The organism is Bacillus infantis (assembly GCF_050107595.1).
Lineage (GTDB): Bacteria > Bacillota > Bacilli > Bacillales > Cytobacillaceae > Bacillus_AB > Bacillus_AB infantis_C.
Genome location: NZ_JBNILH010000011.1, coordinates 78,394 through 94,322, shown reverse-complemented (window position 1 = coordinate 94,322; position 15,929 = coordinate 78,394). Strand labels below are relative to the sequence as shown.

The following is a 15,929-nucleotide window of genomic DNA, read 5'->3' as shown; positions in this document are numbered from 1 at the left end:
TATATGTTAAATTTCTTTGAGTGCACTTTCCAGATCTCCATATCCCCTTTTATCCTGAAGCTTCGGATCATCCGTCTCAGCCGTCCAGCCGTTTCCAAGAGCCGTAAAACTTCCATCCTCCTGCTGTGCAAAAGGTGTATGTATATGGAACGTCCGATCATCCTTCTTGACCGTGCAGCCAAAATAATAGCGCCCTCCCTGGCCCGGCTCCTCATAAGTGCCAATGCTGTCCGCCCCGTATTCATTCAAATAGCCCTCAAAAGACCTCTGCAAATCCGCCAGAATCTGCTCCCGCGTCATCGATTCCACTATGCTGTCTCCCTTCATGGTAGTCTGCTTTTAATATGGCTTGAATTGGGGGTTTTATGCTTCGATATTGGAAAGGGAGCCAAGTTACTTTACATAAGACAATTGTTTCTTTTAATAAAAAGGAGAAAAGTCCCTGCCTAGAGAAGTAAGTGACAGAAGATTTTTAGGAGGAAGAAATATGGAACAGGATTTCAGAGCTTTTCTCAACCATTATCTCCAAGTCTGGAGGAACTCATCGCTTGAAGAAATGAAAAAGCTGATTTCAAAGGATTATCAGGCAAGGGAAATCCGCGGAAATCAAATTGATGATTATGGCTACGGTGAGTCGGTCAAAGGCTGGGAGCAGGGCTTTCAGTATGTAAAAGAGAATGAAGGAAGCTGGGATTTGAAGGAGCTGGCTGTTATTCCGCTGAAGGAAGATGAAGTGATGGCGGTATTGTCGGCTTCAATCATCTTAAAGGGAGAGAGGACTGGTACCGCCAATCTTTTTTTCGATACATTCAAAAAAGACGGAGAAGGCAGCTGGAAGCAGGCCAGAAGCTATGTAGAAACAGGAATTTCCCCGGAAAGAATCGGCAGCCTGCAGCTCCAGCAGCATATCTGAAAAGGACCATGCGCAGTGGTCCTTTTTCTTTGTTATCATACATATAACAGTAAATGGAACCAGCAGGAGGTGAGCTCCATGATCAATCTGAATTTTACAGGTAACGCAGTAGAATGGGCAGCCACCACATTGGCTTATGCAGCTGTTGTGATTGCTGCAATCGTTTTATATAAAAAGCAGGATGAAAAGCCAAAGGTATTAAAAATCATCCTCATTATGTTTATTGGACTCTTTTCTTTTTCAATTAACTGGCAAAGTGACGGCCTGCTCATCCGGCTGCCGATTCTGCCTCTCGGGGTATGGATCCTCTATTTTTTCTCCAGGGGCAAAAAAGGGAGATGGGCAAAGTACCGGCGTTTTGCCTGGCTAGGGTTTGCCGCCAATTTTGTTTTGCTTGCGGCTTCACTTGCAGCGGCTATGTTTTACCATGGGGTCTATGACACAAAGGATCCTGCAGTCTATTTGGCCAGTGTTGAAGATGCAGAAGTGGTCCTGCTGCACCCTTCAGCAGAACAGGCAGTTCTCCTTCCGGGAGCACTGCTGGAGACAGAAACATGGAACAGGGAAAATGTTAATAGTGAAGAATGGTACAGGGAAATTACGATGGACGAGACTCGTGATGAAAGATTCCCTTATCTTCTTTCCGGGACAGAGCCTAAATGGGGAAGCGGCCTGGAGTCAGTCATTTATATTGAAAAGGATGGGAGTGGTGTATTGATTTCAGGGCCGGATTCTCAGCTGTATTATCGGGCTGAAAAGCCGCTGACCGAACCCCGTTCCAGATAAAAAGGATTTTAGCCGGCCTCTCCGCATTGTCCGTTCATCCATAATGCTATAAAATCAGAATCAGAAGGATAATGGGGTGAGCCATGTGAACTATAAACGGATTAAACCGCGCAAAATATATGAAGAAATCGCTGAAGCGCTTATGGATATGATCAAGTCAGGCGAGCTGAAGCCGGGGGATAAGCTTGCTTCGGTCCAGCAGCTGGCGGAAAACTTCCAGGTTGGCAGGTCTGCGGTCCGGGAGGCCTTGAGCGCTTTGCGTGCCATGGGGCTTGTGGAAATGCATCAGGGCGAGGGAACCTATATCAGGGAATTTGAATCCAATATGCTGACGCTTCCGGTGTTTACAGCCATGCTGATGAAAAAGACCGATGTCAAAAATCTTCTGGAGGTGCGGAGGATCCTTGAGGTCGGTGCCGTCAGCGCTGCTGCAGAAAGGCGTACGGAAGAGCAGCTGGCTGAAATTGAAGCAGCGCTTGAGCAGATGAAAAAGGCCAGCGATGAAGAGCTTGGGGAAGAAGCGGATTTTCAGTTTCATATGGCGATTGCCACGGCGTCGCAAAATGATCTGCTGATCAGCCTGATGAATAATGTCTCCGAAATGATGGTGACCACCATGCGTGAGACAAGGAGAATCTGGCTGTATTCTACAGAAAAAGCTTTGGGTCGCCTCACGCTAGAGCACCAGAGCATCTATGAAAGCATCCGGGACCAGGATGGGCCCCGCGCCCAGCAGCTGATGCTCGACCACCTGCATAGTGTGGAAGAGGTCCTGATGAAATATATGAACGAAATGGAAGAGTGAGAGCCTGCATCCGAGGGGGATGCAGGCTTATTTATTTTCTATGATTCATTGTTTGGCACCTAGGAATCTACTTAAAACCGCCTCCTCCAAACGTGGGGGACTCCCTGCAAACGTAAATATCTGAAAATTTCCTATTGTAATGTGAAAGCGTTTTACTTATACTGTTTAATAGAATAAAGTCATCTGATGACCTGTTAACATGATGAATGAATATGCTATTAAAAAGGAGAGAAAAACGATGAGTATTGGAATGCTCGCTCTCATTGCTACCGTGCCGATTGTTTCGGTATTTGTTTTTTTAGTCATATTGAGATGGCCAGCGAATAAGGCGATGCCTTTATCGCTGATCGTAACCGTCCTGATGGCCATGGCTGTGTGGAAGGTGCCTGGCGCCCAGATCGGGGCTGCTGCTGTCAAAGGCCTGGCGACCGCCCTTGAAGTAGGGGTGATTGTCTTCGGAGCAATCCTGCTTCTTAACACCTTGAAAGAAAGCGGTGCCATCTTTACGATACGTAAAGGCTTTATGAGCATCTCGCCTGACAGGCGCGTCCAGACGATCATCGTCTGCTGGCTGTTCGGTTCCTTCCTGGAAGGTGCTGCAGGATGGGGAGCCCCGGCGACAATTGTTGGTCCGCTCCTTGTAGCAATTGGATTCCCCGCGATGGGAGCTGTCATGGTTGCCCTGATCCTGCAGTCAACGCCGGTGTCATATGGAGCCGTGGGTACACCGATCCTGATCGGCGTCAATACCGGCTTGAAGGATTCACCGCTTGTCCAAAGCTATGTTGCTGAACAAGGGACAACGATGGAGGCATACATAAACGGAATCGGCGGCCAGGTTGCCCTGATCCACGGAGTGATCGGGATATTCATCCCGCTCTTTATGGTTACGATGCTGACTTATTTCTTCGGCAAAAATAAATCGATTGCAGAAGGACTTGCCATCTGGAAGTTTGCTATTTTCGCAGGACTCGCATTCACGGTGCCTTACGCGCTTGTGGCCAATCTCCTTGGACCGGAATTTCCGTCCATGATCGGCGGTTTGATAGGACTCGCCATTGTGGTGCCGGCAGCAAGGAAGGGATTCCTTGTTCCGAAAAAGTCCTGGGATTTTGATTCAGCAAACAGCTGGGATCCTGCCTGGACGGGAACCCTCCAGGTTGATAAAGAAGATGCTGCGAAAAAGCCTGTCTCTTTCCTGGCAGCCTGGATGCCTTACATCCTTGTTGCAGTACTGCTGGTGCTGACAAGACTGAAGACCCTCCCGTTTGCCGGCTGGATCCAGTCCTGGGTCATCAGTCTTGAAAATGTATTCGGGACAGTCATCACAGTTGAATCCAAGCCATTGAATATTCCCGGTGTTATATTCATTGCTGTATCACTGATTTCCATCCTTATTTTCAGGATGAATATGAAGGCATACGGCCGGGCGGTCAAAGATTCATTCAAGACCGTTGTCAGTGCCATGGCAGCCCTGATTTTCGCGGTGCCGATGGTGCAGGTATTCATCAATTCCGGCGTCAACGCTGCTGACTATACCAGCATGCCGCTCGCACTTGCAGAGGGCATATCAGAGGTATTCGGCTCCTATTGGCCGCTTGCAGCACCGACGATCGGAGCAATCGGCGCATTTGCGGCCGGAAGCAATACAATCAGCAATATGATGTTTTCGCTCTTCCAGTTCGGGGTGGCAGACAATATCATGGCAGCCCCTGCCACAATCGTTGCCCTGCAGGCAGTCGGCGGAGCTGCCGGCAATATGATCTGTGTGCACAATGTTGTGGCTGCGTCCTCTTCTGCAGGCCTGATCGGAAAAGAAGGAAATTTGATCAGAAAAACACTGATCCCGATGACCTTCTATGTCATTTTTGCCGGGGGTATCGGCTATACAGCCATCAATGGCTTCGGCTTGAATGCAGGGACAGCCATCCTCGCGCTTGCCGCCGGCTTCATCCTCGTAATGCTGTACAAAGGGGAAAAACAAAACCGTACGGAAAGCAGGCAGCTGAAAAAAACCGCTTGATAATCGGCAGGTTCCCTATATTGGGGCCTGTCTTTTTCTCGGAAGAGTATTTTAGTATACTAAAGTCATCTGATGACCTGTTGACTATAAACCTATAAAGATTTAAACTATATAGTAACAAAAGTTGAAAAAGTGAATCAGCTTTCAAAAGAAGTGAAAGCGATAACAAGGGAAAAGGTGAAAACGATGAAAGTATCATTATTTGTGACCTGCCTGATCGATATATTCCAGACGGAAGCGGGAAAAGATACCGTGGAGCTGCTTGAAAGGCTCGGCTGCGAGGTCGATTTCCCGGAGCGCCAGACCTGCTGCGGGCAGCCTGCCTATAACAGCGGCTATGTGGAAAAAGCGAAAGAATCGATGATACATATGATAAAAGTTTTTGAGCATGCAGATTATGTGGTTTCTCCTTCCGGGTCGTGCAGCACGATGTTCAAAGAATATCCCCATATTTTCAAAGGGGACCCGAAATGGGAAGAGAGCGCCCAGCGTCTGGCTGATAAAACGTTTGAACTGACACAGTTCATTGTTGATGTGCTCGGCGTTGAGGATGTCGGTGCCAGGCTCGATGGGAAGGCAACCTACCATACTTCCTGCCATATGACGAGGCTCCTCGGAGTGAAGGAAGCGCCGATGAAGCTGCTGAGCAATGTAAAGGGGCTTGAAATGAGACCGCTCCAGAACAGTTATGACTGCTGCGGGTTTGGAGGCACTTTTTCTGTAAAAATGACACCGATTTCAGAGCAGATGGTCGATGAAAAAGTCATGCATATTGAAGAATCAGAAGCTGATATTTTAATAGGCGGCGATTGCGGCTGCCTGATGAATATCGGCGGGCGTATCGAGAGGCACGGCAAGCAGATTAAAGTGATGCATATAGCATCCGTCCTGAACAGCAGGTAAAAGGGCAGAGAAAGAGGGGGAATAAAAATGGCAATGAAGATTGGGGATAAGCCCTTCAAGGAACGGGTCGCCGGCGGCATCAATGATACGTTTATGCGCGGAGCCGTTTCCTCTGCACAGGGGCGCTTCCGGACAGGGCGCCTGAATGCAGCGGAAGAGCTCGGGAACTGGGAGGACTGGCGCCAGCTTGGCGAAGAAATCCGCTCCCATACAATTGAAAATCTTGACTACTATCTGGAGCAGCTGAGCGAAAATGTCGCAAAGCGCGGCGGACATGTCTTTTTCGCGGAAACGGCGGAAGAAGCGAATGACTATATCACGAATGTTGTAAAACAGAAAAAAGGAAAAAAGGTCGTTAAGTCCAAATCAATGGTCACAGAAGAAATTAATATGAATGAGGCGCTTGAAAAGGCCGGCTGTGAAGTAATTGAAACAGACCTTGGTGAGTGGATCCTGCAGGTCGATGACCATGATCCGCCCTCCCATATCGTCACGCCCGCACTTCATAAAAACAAAGAACAAATCCGCGATGTGTTCAAAGCGAAGCTTGGCTATGACAAAACGGAAAAGCCGGAAGAGCTGGCCTTGTTTGCACGGGAAAAGCTCCGCAAAGAATTCCTTGAGGCAGACATCGGCATCACAGGCTGCAATTTTGCGATTGCAGAGTCCGGCACGGTTTCTCTTGTGACGAATGAAGGAAATGCCAGAATGGTAACGGCAATCCCGAAGACGCAGATCACTGTTATGGGGATGGAGCGGATTGTTCCGACATGGGAAGAAATGGAGGTCCTGGTCAGCCTTTTGACAAGGGCGGCAGTCGGGCAGAAGCTTACAAGCTATGTTATCGGCCTGACCGGGCCGAAGCAGGAGGGCGATGTTGACGGACCGGAGGAATTCCACCTGGTCATCGTCGATAATGGGCGCTCCAAGATATTGGGGACGGCCTTTCAATCTATTCTGCACTGCATCCGCTGTGCAGCCTGCATCAATGTATGCCCGGTCTACCGCCATGTAGGAGGACATTCTTACGGCTCTATCTATCCAGGACCAGTCGGCGCTGTCCTGTCTCCATTATTGGGAGGATATGATGAATTTAAAGAACTTCCTTACGCGTCGACCTTATGCGCTGCGTGCACGGAAGCGTGCCCGGTGAAGATCCCGCTTCACGAGCATCTGCTGCGCCATCGCCAGGAAATCGTCGAGAAAGAGGGCAGGGCCCCTGCTTTTGAGAACCTTTCCATGAAGGCCTTCAGTATGGGAACCGCTTCACCGGCCATGTACAACATCGGTTCAAAACTTGCGCCGACAGCACTTGGCGTCTTTTCAAAGGATGAGAAAATCTCCAAAGGACCCGGACCGCTGAAAAATTGGACAGATATCCGAGAATTCCCTGCCCCTAAGAAAGACCGGTTCAGGGACTGGTTCAAAAAGAGAGAAAAAGAGGGTGACAAATAATGCCTGCAGGACAAATCCAAAACCGCTCCTCTTTCCTGGATAACCTGGCGAAGAATCTTGGACGGGAACGGCGCAAATCTGTTGAAAAGCCGGCCTGGAAGCATAATCCGCAGTGGGAGGTCCTGAAGGGCTTTTCACAGGATGAGCTTGCCGAGGTCCTTATCAAGCAATGTGAAATCATCCATACAGAAGTGCACCGGACAGTAACAGCTGACCTTCCTTTTCTGATAACAGAACTGATAAAAGAAACAGGCGGAAAATCGGTCGTCACATGGGATGATCCCCGTTTTGAAGAATGCGGGCTCGGCAGCATGCAAAGCATCCTTAAAACGGACGGGATCGATCTGCATGTATGGGATCCTGAAGCCGGGGAAGAAAACCTCGCCATTTCAGCAACCGCCGATATCGGGATCACCTTCAGTGACACAACCCTGGCAGAATCCGGAACCGTAGTCCTATTCAGCGGCCAAGGAAAAGGGCGGTCCGTCAGCCTCCTGCCAGCCATCTACTTTGCCATCATCCCAAAAAGCACCATCGTACCAAGAATGACCCAGGCAGCCAAAGCCATCCACGAAATGGCAGCCAGAGGAGAAGAAGTCCCATCCTGCATCAACTTCATCTCCGGCCCAAGCAACAGCGCCGACATCGAAATGAACCTAATCGTCGGCGTACATGGCCCAGTAAAAGCTGTTTATCTGGTAGTGGATGACTTATAAGGGAAGCTGATGAAATACAGGTGTTCAGTAAATAAAAGGTTCCAAAATCAAGTTATAAGCAGACTAAGAGCTATTTAAGCTGCATAACGTTTCAGCCAAGGCTTACCATATAAATTCCGAAAACCTGCTGAAGCGGAAATCAGCAGCCCCCATTAGCAAGAGGAAAAGAGTCTATGAGATGAATCAGATTGAAAAAAGGGTATAACCACCCGAAAAGAGTTATTTGTGTTAAACAACTTTTCAATAGAAACCATGCCATAAAATTTCAAAGACCTGTTGATTGGAGTGGAAGGCACGAAGACTCCTCATAAAATGTATGCGCATTTTCTTCGTGCGATGCAAATTCGAGGATGAGGATTCAACGTCCTGCGGGAGATAGCGGCAAGGCTGAGACCCCGCAAGAGCTTGCTCTGAGGAGGCTCAGCGCCGCCCCGCGGAAAGCGAAGTGCCTGCAACGCAAATCAACAGCCCCCATCAACAAGTGAAAAATAGTCTATAAGCTGATCCTAATCGGGTCAGCTTTTTCTTAATAAGAGTTGCTTTATTTTCAAGATTCCTTCCAGTATCCTTAATAAGAAGCAAGTGTAATCAGGTAATCTAAGAAATAAAAGAGGGATCCCAATGAAACAAATATACAGCAACATCATCCAGTTCCGCGGCACCCACTATGACTTTGGCTATATGCAGGGAGAAAAAATCAAAAACTCCCTTTCTGTAAAAAACCGCGAAGAACAATGGAAAGTTAGAAAACCGCGCTTCATCATCGATGAAAAAGAAGCAAAAGATGCAATCAAAAAATTCGCCTCTGGCATCTGGGACGAACTGCTCGGCCTCCAGGAAGCACTCGAATGGCCGATGCAAAAAGTCCTCCAGGAGTTCGGAGGCTACCGGGTCGATTATACCCGATCAGGCTGTTCCATCATGACAGGCAGCAGCTATATGATCCGCAACTACGACTATCATCCTAAAACCTATGAAGGCCGCTACACCCTTTTCCAGCCTTCAGACCAGGGCTATGCCATCATCGGGCCAAGCCAGCGCGTGACAGGTCGGATGGATGGAATGAACGAGAAAGGCCTCGTCGTAGGCTATAACTTCATGAACCGCAAAAAGCCCGGCGACGGCTTTATCTGCTGCATGATCGGAAGACTGCTTCTCGAGTCATGCGCCAATGCCGATGAAGCTGTAAGCATGCTAAAAGAAATTCCGCATCGCCATTCATTCACTTATGTTGTATTTGATAAGAGCGGAAAGTCCCTTGCGGTGGAAACTTCCCCGCGCCGGGTGGAGGTACGGCAGACGAATGCCTGCACCAACCATTTTGAAATCATGAAAGATGAAAACCGCCATCATTTGGCTGACTCTCTCCGCAGGCTTGCTGTTATCCAAGATGCAGGCGGGGAAATGACTGAAGCAATGGAGGCGTTCAGGCTTCTGAATGATACAGATAAAGGCGTTTTCTCTGATTTATACAGCAGCTGGGCGGGCACCATCCACACATCAGGCTATTTGCCGCAGGAAGGTAAAGCCTTGTTTGCCCTTGGAGGCGGCCGGAGTCCGGTTGAGCTTGATTTTGACAGCTGGCTGCAGGGGGAGGATCTCAATATGCAGCAGATTACCGGGGAAGTGAATACCAGCATCCCCTTCCTGCATATGGATGAGAATGCAAACTGGTTCAGCAAATAAACACTTTCGGGGGGATGAGTATGAATAAAAAAAGGCTGGTCCTTCTGTCCGGTCTTATTATGACAATAGCAGTCGGCATAGGACTTTATTGGCTTTATTTTTCCAAACCGGACAGTCTGCCTGACAATGTAAAGCTCATCGGCTATATGAACCGCTATCATTCCGACATGCAGGCCAGTGCAATCAAGGCAATCATCCCAGCCGATGAAGAGCATGTATTCGCTCCTTTTGTGAGGGAAGGCGGAGAATATGGAGCCAGCTTCTGGACATGGAGAAAGCGCGATTGGGAGCTTGATTATATCAGCTCTGCCGGAGAGCCGAAGGTTTGGCGGATTGATCCGGATGACCCTTCTTCATTCCAGATTGCCTGGAGCTTTCCACCTGACACCGGTTTGAATAGGATTCGCTATTATTTAATGAGAGACAGAGACTTTTTTGTTTCAGGGGAAAAACAGACCTATTTTCCAAAAGTGCAGATGGAGCATGAAGTTGCGCTTGGTGAAGACAGCTATGGCATGATGGAGCTTCCGGAAGAGTGGAAATCCGTCGCAGGTTCATTGGCAGAAACAGCCAAGAGCAGCCAGCCGGATGAATTCTTTTTCCCAATGCTTGGCTTTCGATTTGGCTGGATTGGCTATGACGAAAAGGGGCAGGTTTTTTTTCCGGACTTTGGGGACAGCTTTGGGACGGGCGGCACTGACATAGATCATATGCAGATGCTTGGGGAGAATGACATTGAACAGCCAGGGAGGACAGAATGAAAGAACAGGATTATGACAGACTTCTTCATATTAAAACAGAAGGCGGACAGCAGGGGTTTACCCGGTCCTTTCATTATCACCGCTATGAGGCGACGCCTTATTCCGCACTGGACATTCTGTTTAAAGAATACAAGCTGGAAAGCACCGGCAGGCTTGTTGATTTCGGCTGCGGGAAGGGCCGGCTTGTCTTTTACAGCCACTATCTGTTCCAGGCTTCCGGGACAGGGGTAGAAATGAATGAGGAACTATATGAAGAAGCCCTTCGCAACGCAGAAAGCTATGTGAAAAAAAGCAGAAAAAGCAGGGGGATGCTCCAATTTGAATGCAGTCTTGCAGAGGAATACAGGATTAAGCCGGAGGAGAATTGCTTTTACTTTTTCAATCCATTTTCGATCCAGGTGTTCAGGAACATCATTGCAAATATCCTTTTGTCTGTGGAGGAGCACCCGCGCTCTGCAGATATTGTGCTGTATTACCCTTCAGAGGATTATATTTTTTTCCTTGAAAATTATACAAGCTTTGAGCTGGCAAAAGAGGTTGAGCTTCCGGAAAGCAGCCATGATCATAATGAAAGATTTTTGATCTACAGGCTAAAAATGTAAAAGCGCTTCCATTAATTGTATAGAAATTAATGGAAATGATAGATATAATAATTTCAAGATAAATAGTAAATGGGGTAGGAGAATGAAAAAGAAAAAAATCCTTCTGATTAGCAGCAGTGTCATCGTGCTTTTGGCTGCGGCTCTGATAGGTGCAGGAAACTATTTTTATAATGTAGCGATCAATCGGAGCGATGAGTCCCTGAAGCTCCATGGCGGCAGCGAGTCGAGGGCGGTCAGTGCAATGGCAGCTGAAGAAGAAGCGGCAAAGCTGGCTGAAGTGATGGAGTGGACGGAAAAACAGGACTTCAAGACTGTTGAAATCACTTCGGACGACGGGCTGAAGCTTAAGGCAGCTTTCCTGAAGAACCCTGATTCCAATGGCAGGGCAGTCATCCTGGCTCATGGATATAAGGGCAGCAGCGAACAGATGCCGGGCATTACGAAATTTTACTATGAGCAGGGTTTTGACGTACTGAAGCCGGATGCCAGGGGCCATGGCCTGAGTGAAGGGGAGTATATCGGCTATGGCTGGCATGAACGGAAGGACTATGTGAAGTGGGCCGGCAGCCTGATAGAAGAGGAAGGAGCAACAGATATTCTCCTGCATGGCTTTTCCATGGGGGCAGCGACCGTCCTGATGGCAAGCGGGGAAAAGCTTCCGCCGGAAGTGAAAGGGATCATTGAGGATTCAGGCTACACAAACGTTCACGAAGAGCTTTCCCACCAGCTTAAATATCTGTACCATCTGCCTTCATTCCCTCTCATGCAAGTGACGAGCGCTGTGACGAAGGTAAGGGCAGGCTACACATTCAGCGAAGCTTCAGCAGTTGAACAGGTGAAAAAGAATAAGCTTCCGCTCTTCATCATCCACGGCGACCAGGACGAGCTGGTGCCGACCGAGATGGCAGACCGGATTTACGATGCGGCCACAAGCGAGAAGCAAATTTGGATTGTACCTGGGGCAGGTCATACAGAGGGGTATACGGTTGCGGAAGAAGAATACCAGAAGCGCTTGACAGATTTTATTGGAAAAACAATAGAATAAGTTAACTTCAAACACTTAGCAGGCATTTAAACTGCTATGTGTTTTAATTTTCTGAAAAAACACAGAAAAGGGTTGAAGCGGTGAATAGGACGAGCTATAATATAGTTGTTCTCAATGGAGAACATTAATTATCTTTTTAAGAACCGATATGCCCTAAAGTTAAAGATAAAGGGGGAAGTTACATGCCAAAAAAGAGTTTGAGGTGGGCAGCAAATATTATAACAGCATTCATTCTCGTTATCGGCCTTGCTGCAATATTTTCGATTATACAAGTGAAAAATAATCCAGAACAGCTTCCTGAAATATTGGGGCATAAAGTCATGACAATCATGACAGGAAGCATGGAACCGATGCTTGTTCCAGGGGATCTGCTTATCATAAAGAAAGAAGAGCCGCGCAGCATACATCCCAATGATGTCATTACATTTAGGAATGCAGAAAATATGATTGTCACTCACAGAGTAATAGATGTTTTAAAGAAGGGCGAACATCTCTATTTTGAAACGAAGGGTGACGCGAATAATATCAAGGATGAAAACTTGATCGCCGCAGCTGAAGTTATTGGTGTCCATCAATTCCATATCCCAATGGCTGGTTTGGCGTTGGATTTTATTAAAACACCGATTGGCATAGCCCTTGTCTTTTTGCTTTCTGCCATGCTTCTATTCGCTGGAAAGTTAAAAGGAGTTTTACTACTAAAAGAAGTCTAAAGACGAGTTAAGTGTTAACCATGCAAAGGAGGTGAGGGTCAGGTTTTAAGAATGCTTGCTACATAAACTAATAGATTAGGTAGGGGGAAAAATATGAATAAGAAAATTGCAATCAGTCTTTTTGCCGTGTTATTTATAGCAATTGCAGCCATTGGAACAGTCGCCTATTTCACCAAAAGTTTCACAAGCGATAATAATGTAGCAAAGGCAGCGAGCTTTACGGTTGACACAGTCAATGCAGAAGGAAAGACAATCGGCAATGCTGAGTTTAAGCTGAATGAAAAGCTGTTCCCGGGAATGGATACATTAGAAGCCTACAGTTTTCAAATCAATAAAAATGATACGGATGTGCCGGTCGAATACAAAGTGAATCTTTCTCCCCAAGGAGAGCTGTTTCCGCAGGATAACAGTTCACCAATTGTCATGAAGCTGCAGAGGAACATTGATGGGCAGTGGACAGATATTGATTATAGCACTGCCTTTAAACCAGTAAATGATGTAGAGAGCTTTAAAGTCCTGATTAACTGGCCGCATGGAGAAAATGATATTGCTTTTCAAGGGAAAACAGGGGATATCAAGCTTGAGGTAGTAGCTACACAGGTCGATGGAGATGCAGGGACAGAAGATCCTTCTGATCCGGAAGAGCCCGCAGGACCTGTTTTTTCAGGAGATATCACCTTCAAAGCTACGCCAAATGGTTCCACGCGATCAACATCTAATAAAGAAGTCTCCTTCCAGGTGAATGGAAACGGGAAAAAAGTCATTAATGTGAAGATGGGGGACGGAAACGGAACATTTGAAAGCAAAGTTGGCGACTTTACCGTGACAGAAGAGGAAGTTAACGGGAAAACTCTTTATCGGGTAGTCACTGCCCATGAGTACTATGCAAGCACTACACAGGTATGGAGAGGAAGTGCTGATACGTCCGTCCAGGGAACTGTTAAATTTACAGGAGCTTTAGGCCCTTATCTCTCAATCAATTCGAAAGAGCTTTATGACTGGTTTGTGAAAAATTAGAAGTGAAAGCCAATCCCGGTTTAAAGGGATTGGCTTTGTATTTTGCATTAAATAAGGAAAAATATATTGAATAAGTGGAAAAAATTAAATTATAATATTGTAAGCGCTTACCTATTGTTATTATCCTATTTTTTAAGTATTTTAAAGGAAGTGCGCTAAAAAAAGAGAATAAAAGAGCTAAAGCGAATGCACCAACTATTTAAAGGGGGAATAAAAAATGGTCATGAAGTACTTGCAGAGAATGGGCCGCTCTTTGATGCTGCCTGTAGCCGTGCTGCCGGTGGCTGCAATTTTGATGGGGATCGGGTATTATATCGATCCAGACGGCTGGGGGGCAGGAAACCCGGCTGCCGCTTTCCTGATTAAAGCGGGTGGCTCTATCCTCGATCATATTCCGGTGCTGTTTGCGGTCGGAATTGCATTGGGAATGGCAAAGGAAAAGGATGGATCATCTGCGATTTCCGGACTGGTCGCCTATCTCGTTGTCACAACGCTGCTTTCAACGGACACGGTTGCGATGCTGCAGGGTGTAGATGCAGCTGATGTTAACCCGGCCTTTGGAAAGATTGAGAATGCTTTTGTCGGTATCTTATCAGGAATTGTAGCGTCGATTATGTATAACCGCTTTGCCAAGGTGAAGCTTCCGGATGCACTGGCATTCTTCAGCGGAAAGCGGCTGGTGCCGATCATGTCAGCTGTAACGATGCTGGCTGTGGCCGCAATCCTGTTCTTTGTCTGGCCGCTCATCTATTCCGGACTGGTATCCTTCGGGACAGCGATAAGCAAGATGGGCTTTGTGGGCGCGGGTCTTTACGGGTTCTTTAACAGGCTCCTGATCCCAACAGGCCTTCACCATGCTTTGAACTCTGTGTTCTGGTTCGATACTGTCGGAATCAATGATATCGGAAAGTTCTGGGCAAGCGAGGGGACTAAAGGGGTAACTGGCATGTATCAGGCAGGCTTCTTCCCTGTCATGATGTTCGGCCTTCCGGCTGCTGCCCTGGCCATGTACCATACTGCTAAATCAAAACAGAAAAAAATGGCTGCATCACTCCTGCTTGCTGCAGGCTTTGCTTCTTTCTTCACGGGAGTGACTGAGCCGCTCGAATTCTCATTCATGTTCATTGCGCCGGCTCTTTATGTCGTACATGCGGCATTGACGGGAATATCACTTGCTGTTGCGGCATTCTTCCATTGGACAGCTGGCTTCGGCTTCAGTGCCGGACTGATTGACTTTGTATTAAGCTTGAGCATTCCTATTGCCAACCAGCCGTGGATGCTGCTGGTTCAGGGACTTATATTTGCCGTCCTGTATTATGTGCTGTTCAGATTCCTCATCACCAAATTCAACCTTTCCACTCCAGGCCGGGTTGAAATGGCTGAAGGAGCGGAAGGCACTGAAAGCGGCGGAGCTTCTGCTGCAGTTAAAGGAAACGAAAAATTCGCCATCATGGCTGCTAAAATCTATGACGGCCTCGGCGGAGATGCGAACGTTACATCTGTCGACAACTGTGTGACCCGCCTTCGGATTGAAGTGAAGGACATGGAGCGCGTGGACCAGAAAAAGATTAAAGATACCGGGGTTCCGGGAATCAATATTGTCGGTCCTACAAGCATTCAGGTCATCGTTGGCACATCAGTGCAATTTGTAGCCGATGAAATTGAAAAGATCAGGAAATAACACTGAGAAAGCCGGGCGATGCCTGGCTTTTTCTTCCTTTCTTTCTATATATGGAAAGGGGAGGAGACGGTATGAAGGCAAAAAAGCTTAAAACGAGAAAACCTAAAGCGGTTTCCATCCTTTTATTACTTTTAGTCTGCTTATGCTGGCTGCAGCGGTGATTTCCTTATGGGCCATTGAAGGCTACAGCAGCAGCCAGCTGAAAAACTTCAGTTCTCCAGGCAGGATTATATTCCTGTATAGCCCTTGGGCTGTTTTGCTGGTGGGAGGAGTTATTATTTTTCTCTCTTTTTGCATTTTTGGCCGGATAATGGAGAAGAAAGCAAGAAAGGTACTGGGGTTGCATATCTATACTTTTTTATTTGCTGCAGGCGCTCTTGCGGGAATCATCCTGCTGATGAATGATTATTATACATATGGCAATTTTGGCCCTCTGGAAATCAGCTTCAGGGATGGTCTCTTGAGTAAGGAGAAACTGTACAGCTGGGAAGAGATCGACCGGGCGGAGGTGTCCTATACAGTTAGCACTGAAAACGAAATCTCAGTCAGCTATGATCTGTTATTCTCAGATGGAAGAAAAGTAAATGCCGTGGATTCTCCCGAATTTTTCAGGAGGGCGGTTTCGCTTGATCGGATTCTTGCAAGCTATGGGATCCCTGTTAACAGAAGCGGCATTGATCCTGAAGACAGGCAGCTTTTCTTTTCAAAGTTTGGCCATCCGGGAGAGGATCCTGACGTGGACAGGCTTGCTGTGCTGGCGGAAATTTTGGGGAATTGACGTAAAGCCGGGGCCAGGGTGAAACCCGGCAGCCGAACCGCCGCATTT

The 15,929-nt window shown here is 47.4% G+C and carries 16 protein-coding genes; 15 read left to right on the top strand and 1 reads right to left on the bottom strand.

Annotated features, from left to right (window positions below):
• Window positions 1-6: 6 nt before the first annotated feature.
• Window positions 7-300, bottom strand: coding sequence for a DUF5634 family protein (locus ACQCVH_RS20625; RefSeq protein ID WP_426837542.1), 294 nt, complete (start codon window positions 298-300; stop codon window positions 7-9).
• Between the two features lie 187 nt (window positions 301-487).
• Here ACQCVH_RS20625 and ACQCVH_RS20620 point away from each other — a divergent pair, with 187 nt between their 5' ends.
• The 15 genes from ACQCVH_RS20620 to ACQCVH_RS20550 all read left to right on the top strand — a co-directional run bounded on the left by ACQCVH_RS20620 (window position 488) and on the right by ACQCVH_RS20550 (window position 15,881).
• A complete protein-coding gene (locus tag ACQCVH_RS20620; protein WP_426837459.1) occupies window positions 488-913 on the top strand; it encodes a flavoprotein in 426 nt (141 codons plus the stop codon).
• Window positions 914-991: 78 nt separating this feature from the next.
• A complete protein-coding gene (locus ACQCVH_RS20615) occupies window positions 992-1,699 on the top strand; it encodes a hypothetical protein (RefSeq protein ID WP_426837458.1) in 708 nt (235 codons plus the stop codon).
• Window positions 1,700-1,784: 85 nt separating this feature from the next.
• Window positions 1,785-2,504 (top strand): FadR/GntR family transcriptional regulator, encoded by a 720-nt coding sequence (locus ACQCVH_RS20610; RefSeq protein ID WP_426837457.1) that lies wholly within the window; start codon window positions 1,785-1,787, stop codon window positions 2,502-2,504.
• Window positions 2,505-2,742: 238 nt separating this feature from the next.
• The gene (locus ACQCVH_RS20605; RefSeq protein WP_426837456.1) at window positions 2,743-4,527 is read left to right on the top strand and encodes an L-lactate permease; all 1,785 of its coding nucleotides are present in this window, start codon (window positions 2,743-2,745) and stop codon (window positions 4,525-4,527) included.
• 186 nt (window positions 4,528-4,713) lie between these two features.
• Window positions 4,714-5,430 (top strand): (Fe-S)-binding protein, encoded by a 717-nt coding sequence (locus ACQCVH_RS20600; RefSeq protein ID WP_426837541.1) that lies wholly within the window; start codon window positions 4,714-4,716, stop codon window positions 5,428-5,430.
• 27 nt (window positions 5,431-5,457) lie between these two features.
• Entirely contained in the window at window positions 5,458-6,885 is a 1,428-nt protein-coding gene (locus ACQCVH_RS20595; RefSeq protein ID WP_426837455.1) for a LutB/LldF family L-lactate oxidation iron-sulfur protein, read from the top strand.
• A complete protein-coding gene (locus ACQCVH_RS20590) occupies window positions 6,885-7,601 on the top strand; it encodes a LutC/YkgG family protein (RefSeq protein ID WP_426837454.1) in 717 nt (238 codons plus the stop codon). Before ACQCVH_RS20595 ends, ACQCVH_RS20590 begins: the two co-directional genes overlap by 1 nt.
• 621 nt (window positions 7,602-8,222) lie before the next feature.
• Window positions 8,223-9,287 (top strand): C45 family autoproteolytic acyltransferase/hydrolase, encoded by a 1,065-nt coding sequence (locus ACQCVH_RS20585; RefSeq protein WP_426837453.1) that lies wholly within the window; start codon window positions 8,223-8,225, stop codon window positions 9,285-9,287.
• A 20-nt stretch (window positions 9,288-9,307) separates the two neighbouring features.
• Window positions 9,308-10,048 (top strand): hypothetical protein, encoded by a 741-nt coding sequence (locus tag ACQCVH_RS20580; protein ID WP_426837452.1) that lies wholly within the window; start codon window positions 9,308-9,310, stop codon window positions 10,046-10,048.
• Entirely contained in the window at window positions 10,045-10,650 is a 606-nt protein-coding gene (locus tag ACQCVH_RS20575; protein ID WP_426837451.1) for an SAM-dependent methyltransferase, read from the top strand. Before ACQCVH_RS20580 ends, ACQCVH_RS20575 begins: the two co-directional genes overlap by 4 nt.
• A gap of 82 nt (window positions 10,651-10,732) precedes the next feature.
• Window positions 10,733-11,695 (top strand): alpha/beta hydrolase, encoded by a 963-nt coding sequence (locus tag ACQCVH_RS20570; RefSeq protein ID WP_426837450.1) that lies wholly within the window; start codon window positions 10,733-10,735, stop codon window positions 11,693-11,695.
• 182 nt (window positions 11,696-11,877) lie between these two features.
• Entirely contained in the window at window positions 11,878-12,405 is a 528-nt protein-coding gene (locus ACQCVH_RS20565) for a signal peptidase I (protein ID WP_426837448.1), read from the top strand.
• Window positions 12,406-12,498: 93 nt separating this feature from the next.
• Entirely contained in the window at window positions 12,499-13,422 is a 924-nt protein-coding gene (locus tag ACQCVH_RS20560) for a hypothetical protein (protein ID WP_426837447.1), read from the top strand.
• A 217-nt stretch (window positions 13,423-13,639) separates the two neighbouring features.
• On the top strand, window positions 13,640-15,103 hold the full coding sequence (gene nagE, locus ACQCVH_RS20555; protein WP_426837446.1) for an N-acetylglucosamine-specific PTS transporter subunit IIBC: 1,464 nt from the start codon (window positions 13,640-13,642) through the stop codon (window positions 15,101-15,103).
• 157 nt (window positions 15,104-15,260) lie between these two features.
• Window positions 15,261-15,881, top strand: a complete 621-nt coding sequence (locus tag ACQCVH_RS20550) for a hypothetical protein (protein ID WP_426837445.1) — start codon at window positions 15,261-15,263, stop codon at window positions 15,879-15,881.
• Window positions 15,882-15,929 lie beyond the last annotated feature (48 nt).

Bases quoted from the DNA above. Each gene is read 5' to 3' on its own strand.
- ACQCVH_RS20580 (WP_426837452.1), top strand. From the start codon at position 9,308: ATGAATAAAAAAAGGCTGGTCCTTCTGTCCGGTCTTATTATGACAATA.
- nagE (WP_426837446.1), top strand. From the start codon at position 13,640: ATGGTCATGAAGTACTTGCAGAGAATGGGCCGCTCTTTGATGCTGCCT.
- ACQCVH_RS20590 (WP_426837454.1), top strand. From the start codon at position 6,885: ATGCCTGCAGGACAAATCCAAAACCGCTCCTCTTTCCTGGATAACCTG.
- ACQCVH_RS20570 (WP_426837450.1), top strand. From the start codon at position 10,733: ATGAAAAAGAAAAAAATCCTTCTGATTAGCAGCAGTGTCATCGTGCTT.
- ACQCVH_RS20595 (WP_426837455.1), top strand. From the start codon at position 5,458: ATGGCAATGAAGATTGGGGATAAGCCCTTCAAGGAACGGGTCGCCGGC.
- ACQCVH_RS20615 (WP_426837458.1), top strand. From the start codon at position 992: ATGATCAATCTGAATTTTACAGGTAACGCAGTAGAATGGGCAGCCACC.
- ACQCVH_RS20600 (WP_426837541.1), top strand. From the start codon at position 4,714: ATGAAAGTATCATTATTTGTGACCTGCCTGATCGATATATTCCAGACG.
- ACQCVH_RS20625 (WP_426837542.1), bottom strand. From the start codon at position 300: ATGACGCGGGAGCAGATTCTGGCGGATTTGCAGAGGTCTTTTGAGGGC.
- ACQCVH_RS20560 (WP_426837447.1), top strand. From the start codon at position 12,499: ATGAATAAGAAAATTGCAATCAGTCTTTTTGCCGTGTTATTTATAGCA.
- ACQCVH_RS20575 (WP_426837451.1), top strand. From the start codon at position 10,045: ATGAAAGAACAGGATTATGACAGACTTCTTCATATTAAAACAGAAGGC.
- ACQCVH_RS20565 (WP_426837448.1), top strand. From the start codon at position 11,878: ATGCCAAAAAAGAGTTTGAGGTGGGCAGCAAATATTATAACAGCATTC.
- ACQCVH_RS20620 (WP_426837459.1), top strand. From the start codon at position 488: ATGGAACAGGATTTCAGAGCTTTTCTCAACCATTATCTCCAAGTCTGG.
- ACQCVH_RS20585 (WP_426837453.1), top strand. From the start codon at position 8,223: ATGAAACAAATATACAGCAACATCATCCAGTTCCGCGGCACCCACTAT.
- ACQCVH_RS20605 (WP_426837456.1), top strand. From the start codon at position 2,743: ATGAGTATTGGAATGCTCGCTCTCATTGCTACCGTGCCGATTGTTTCG.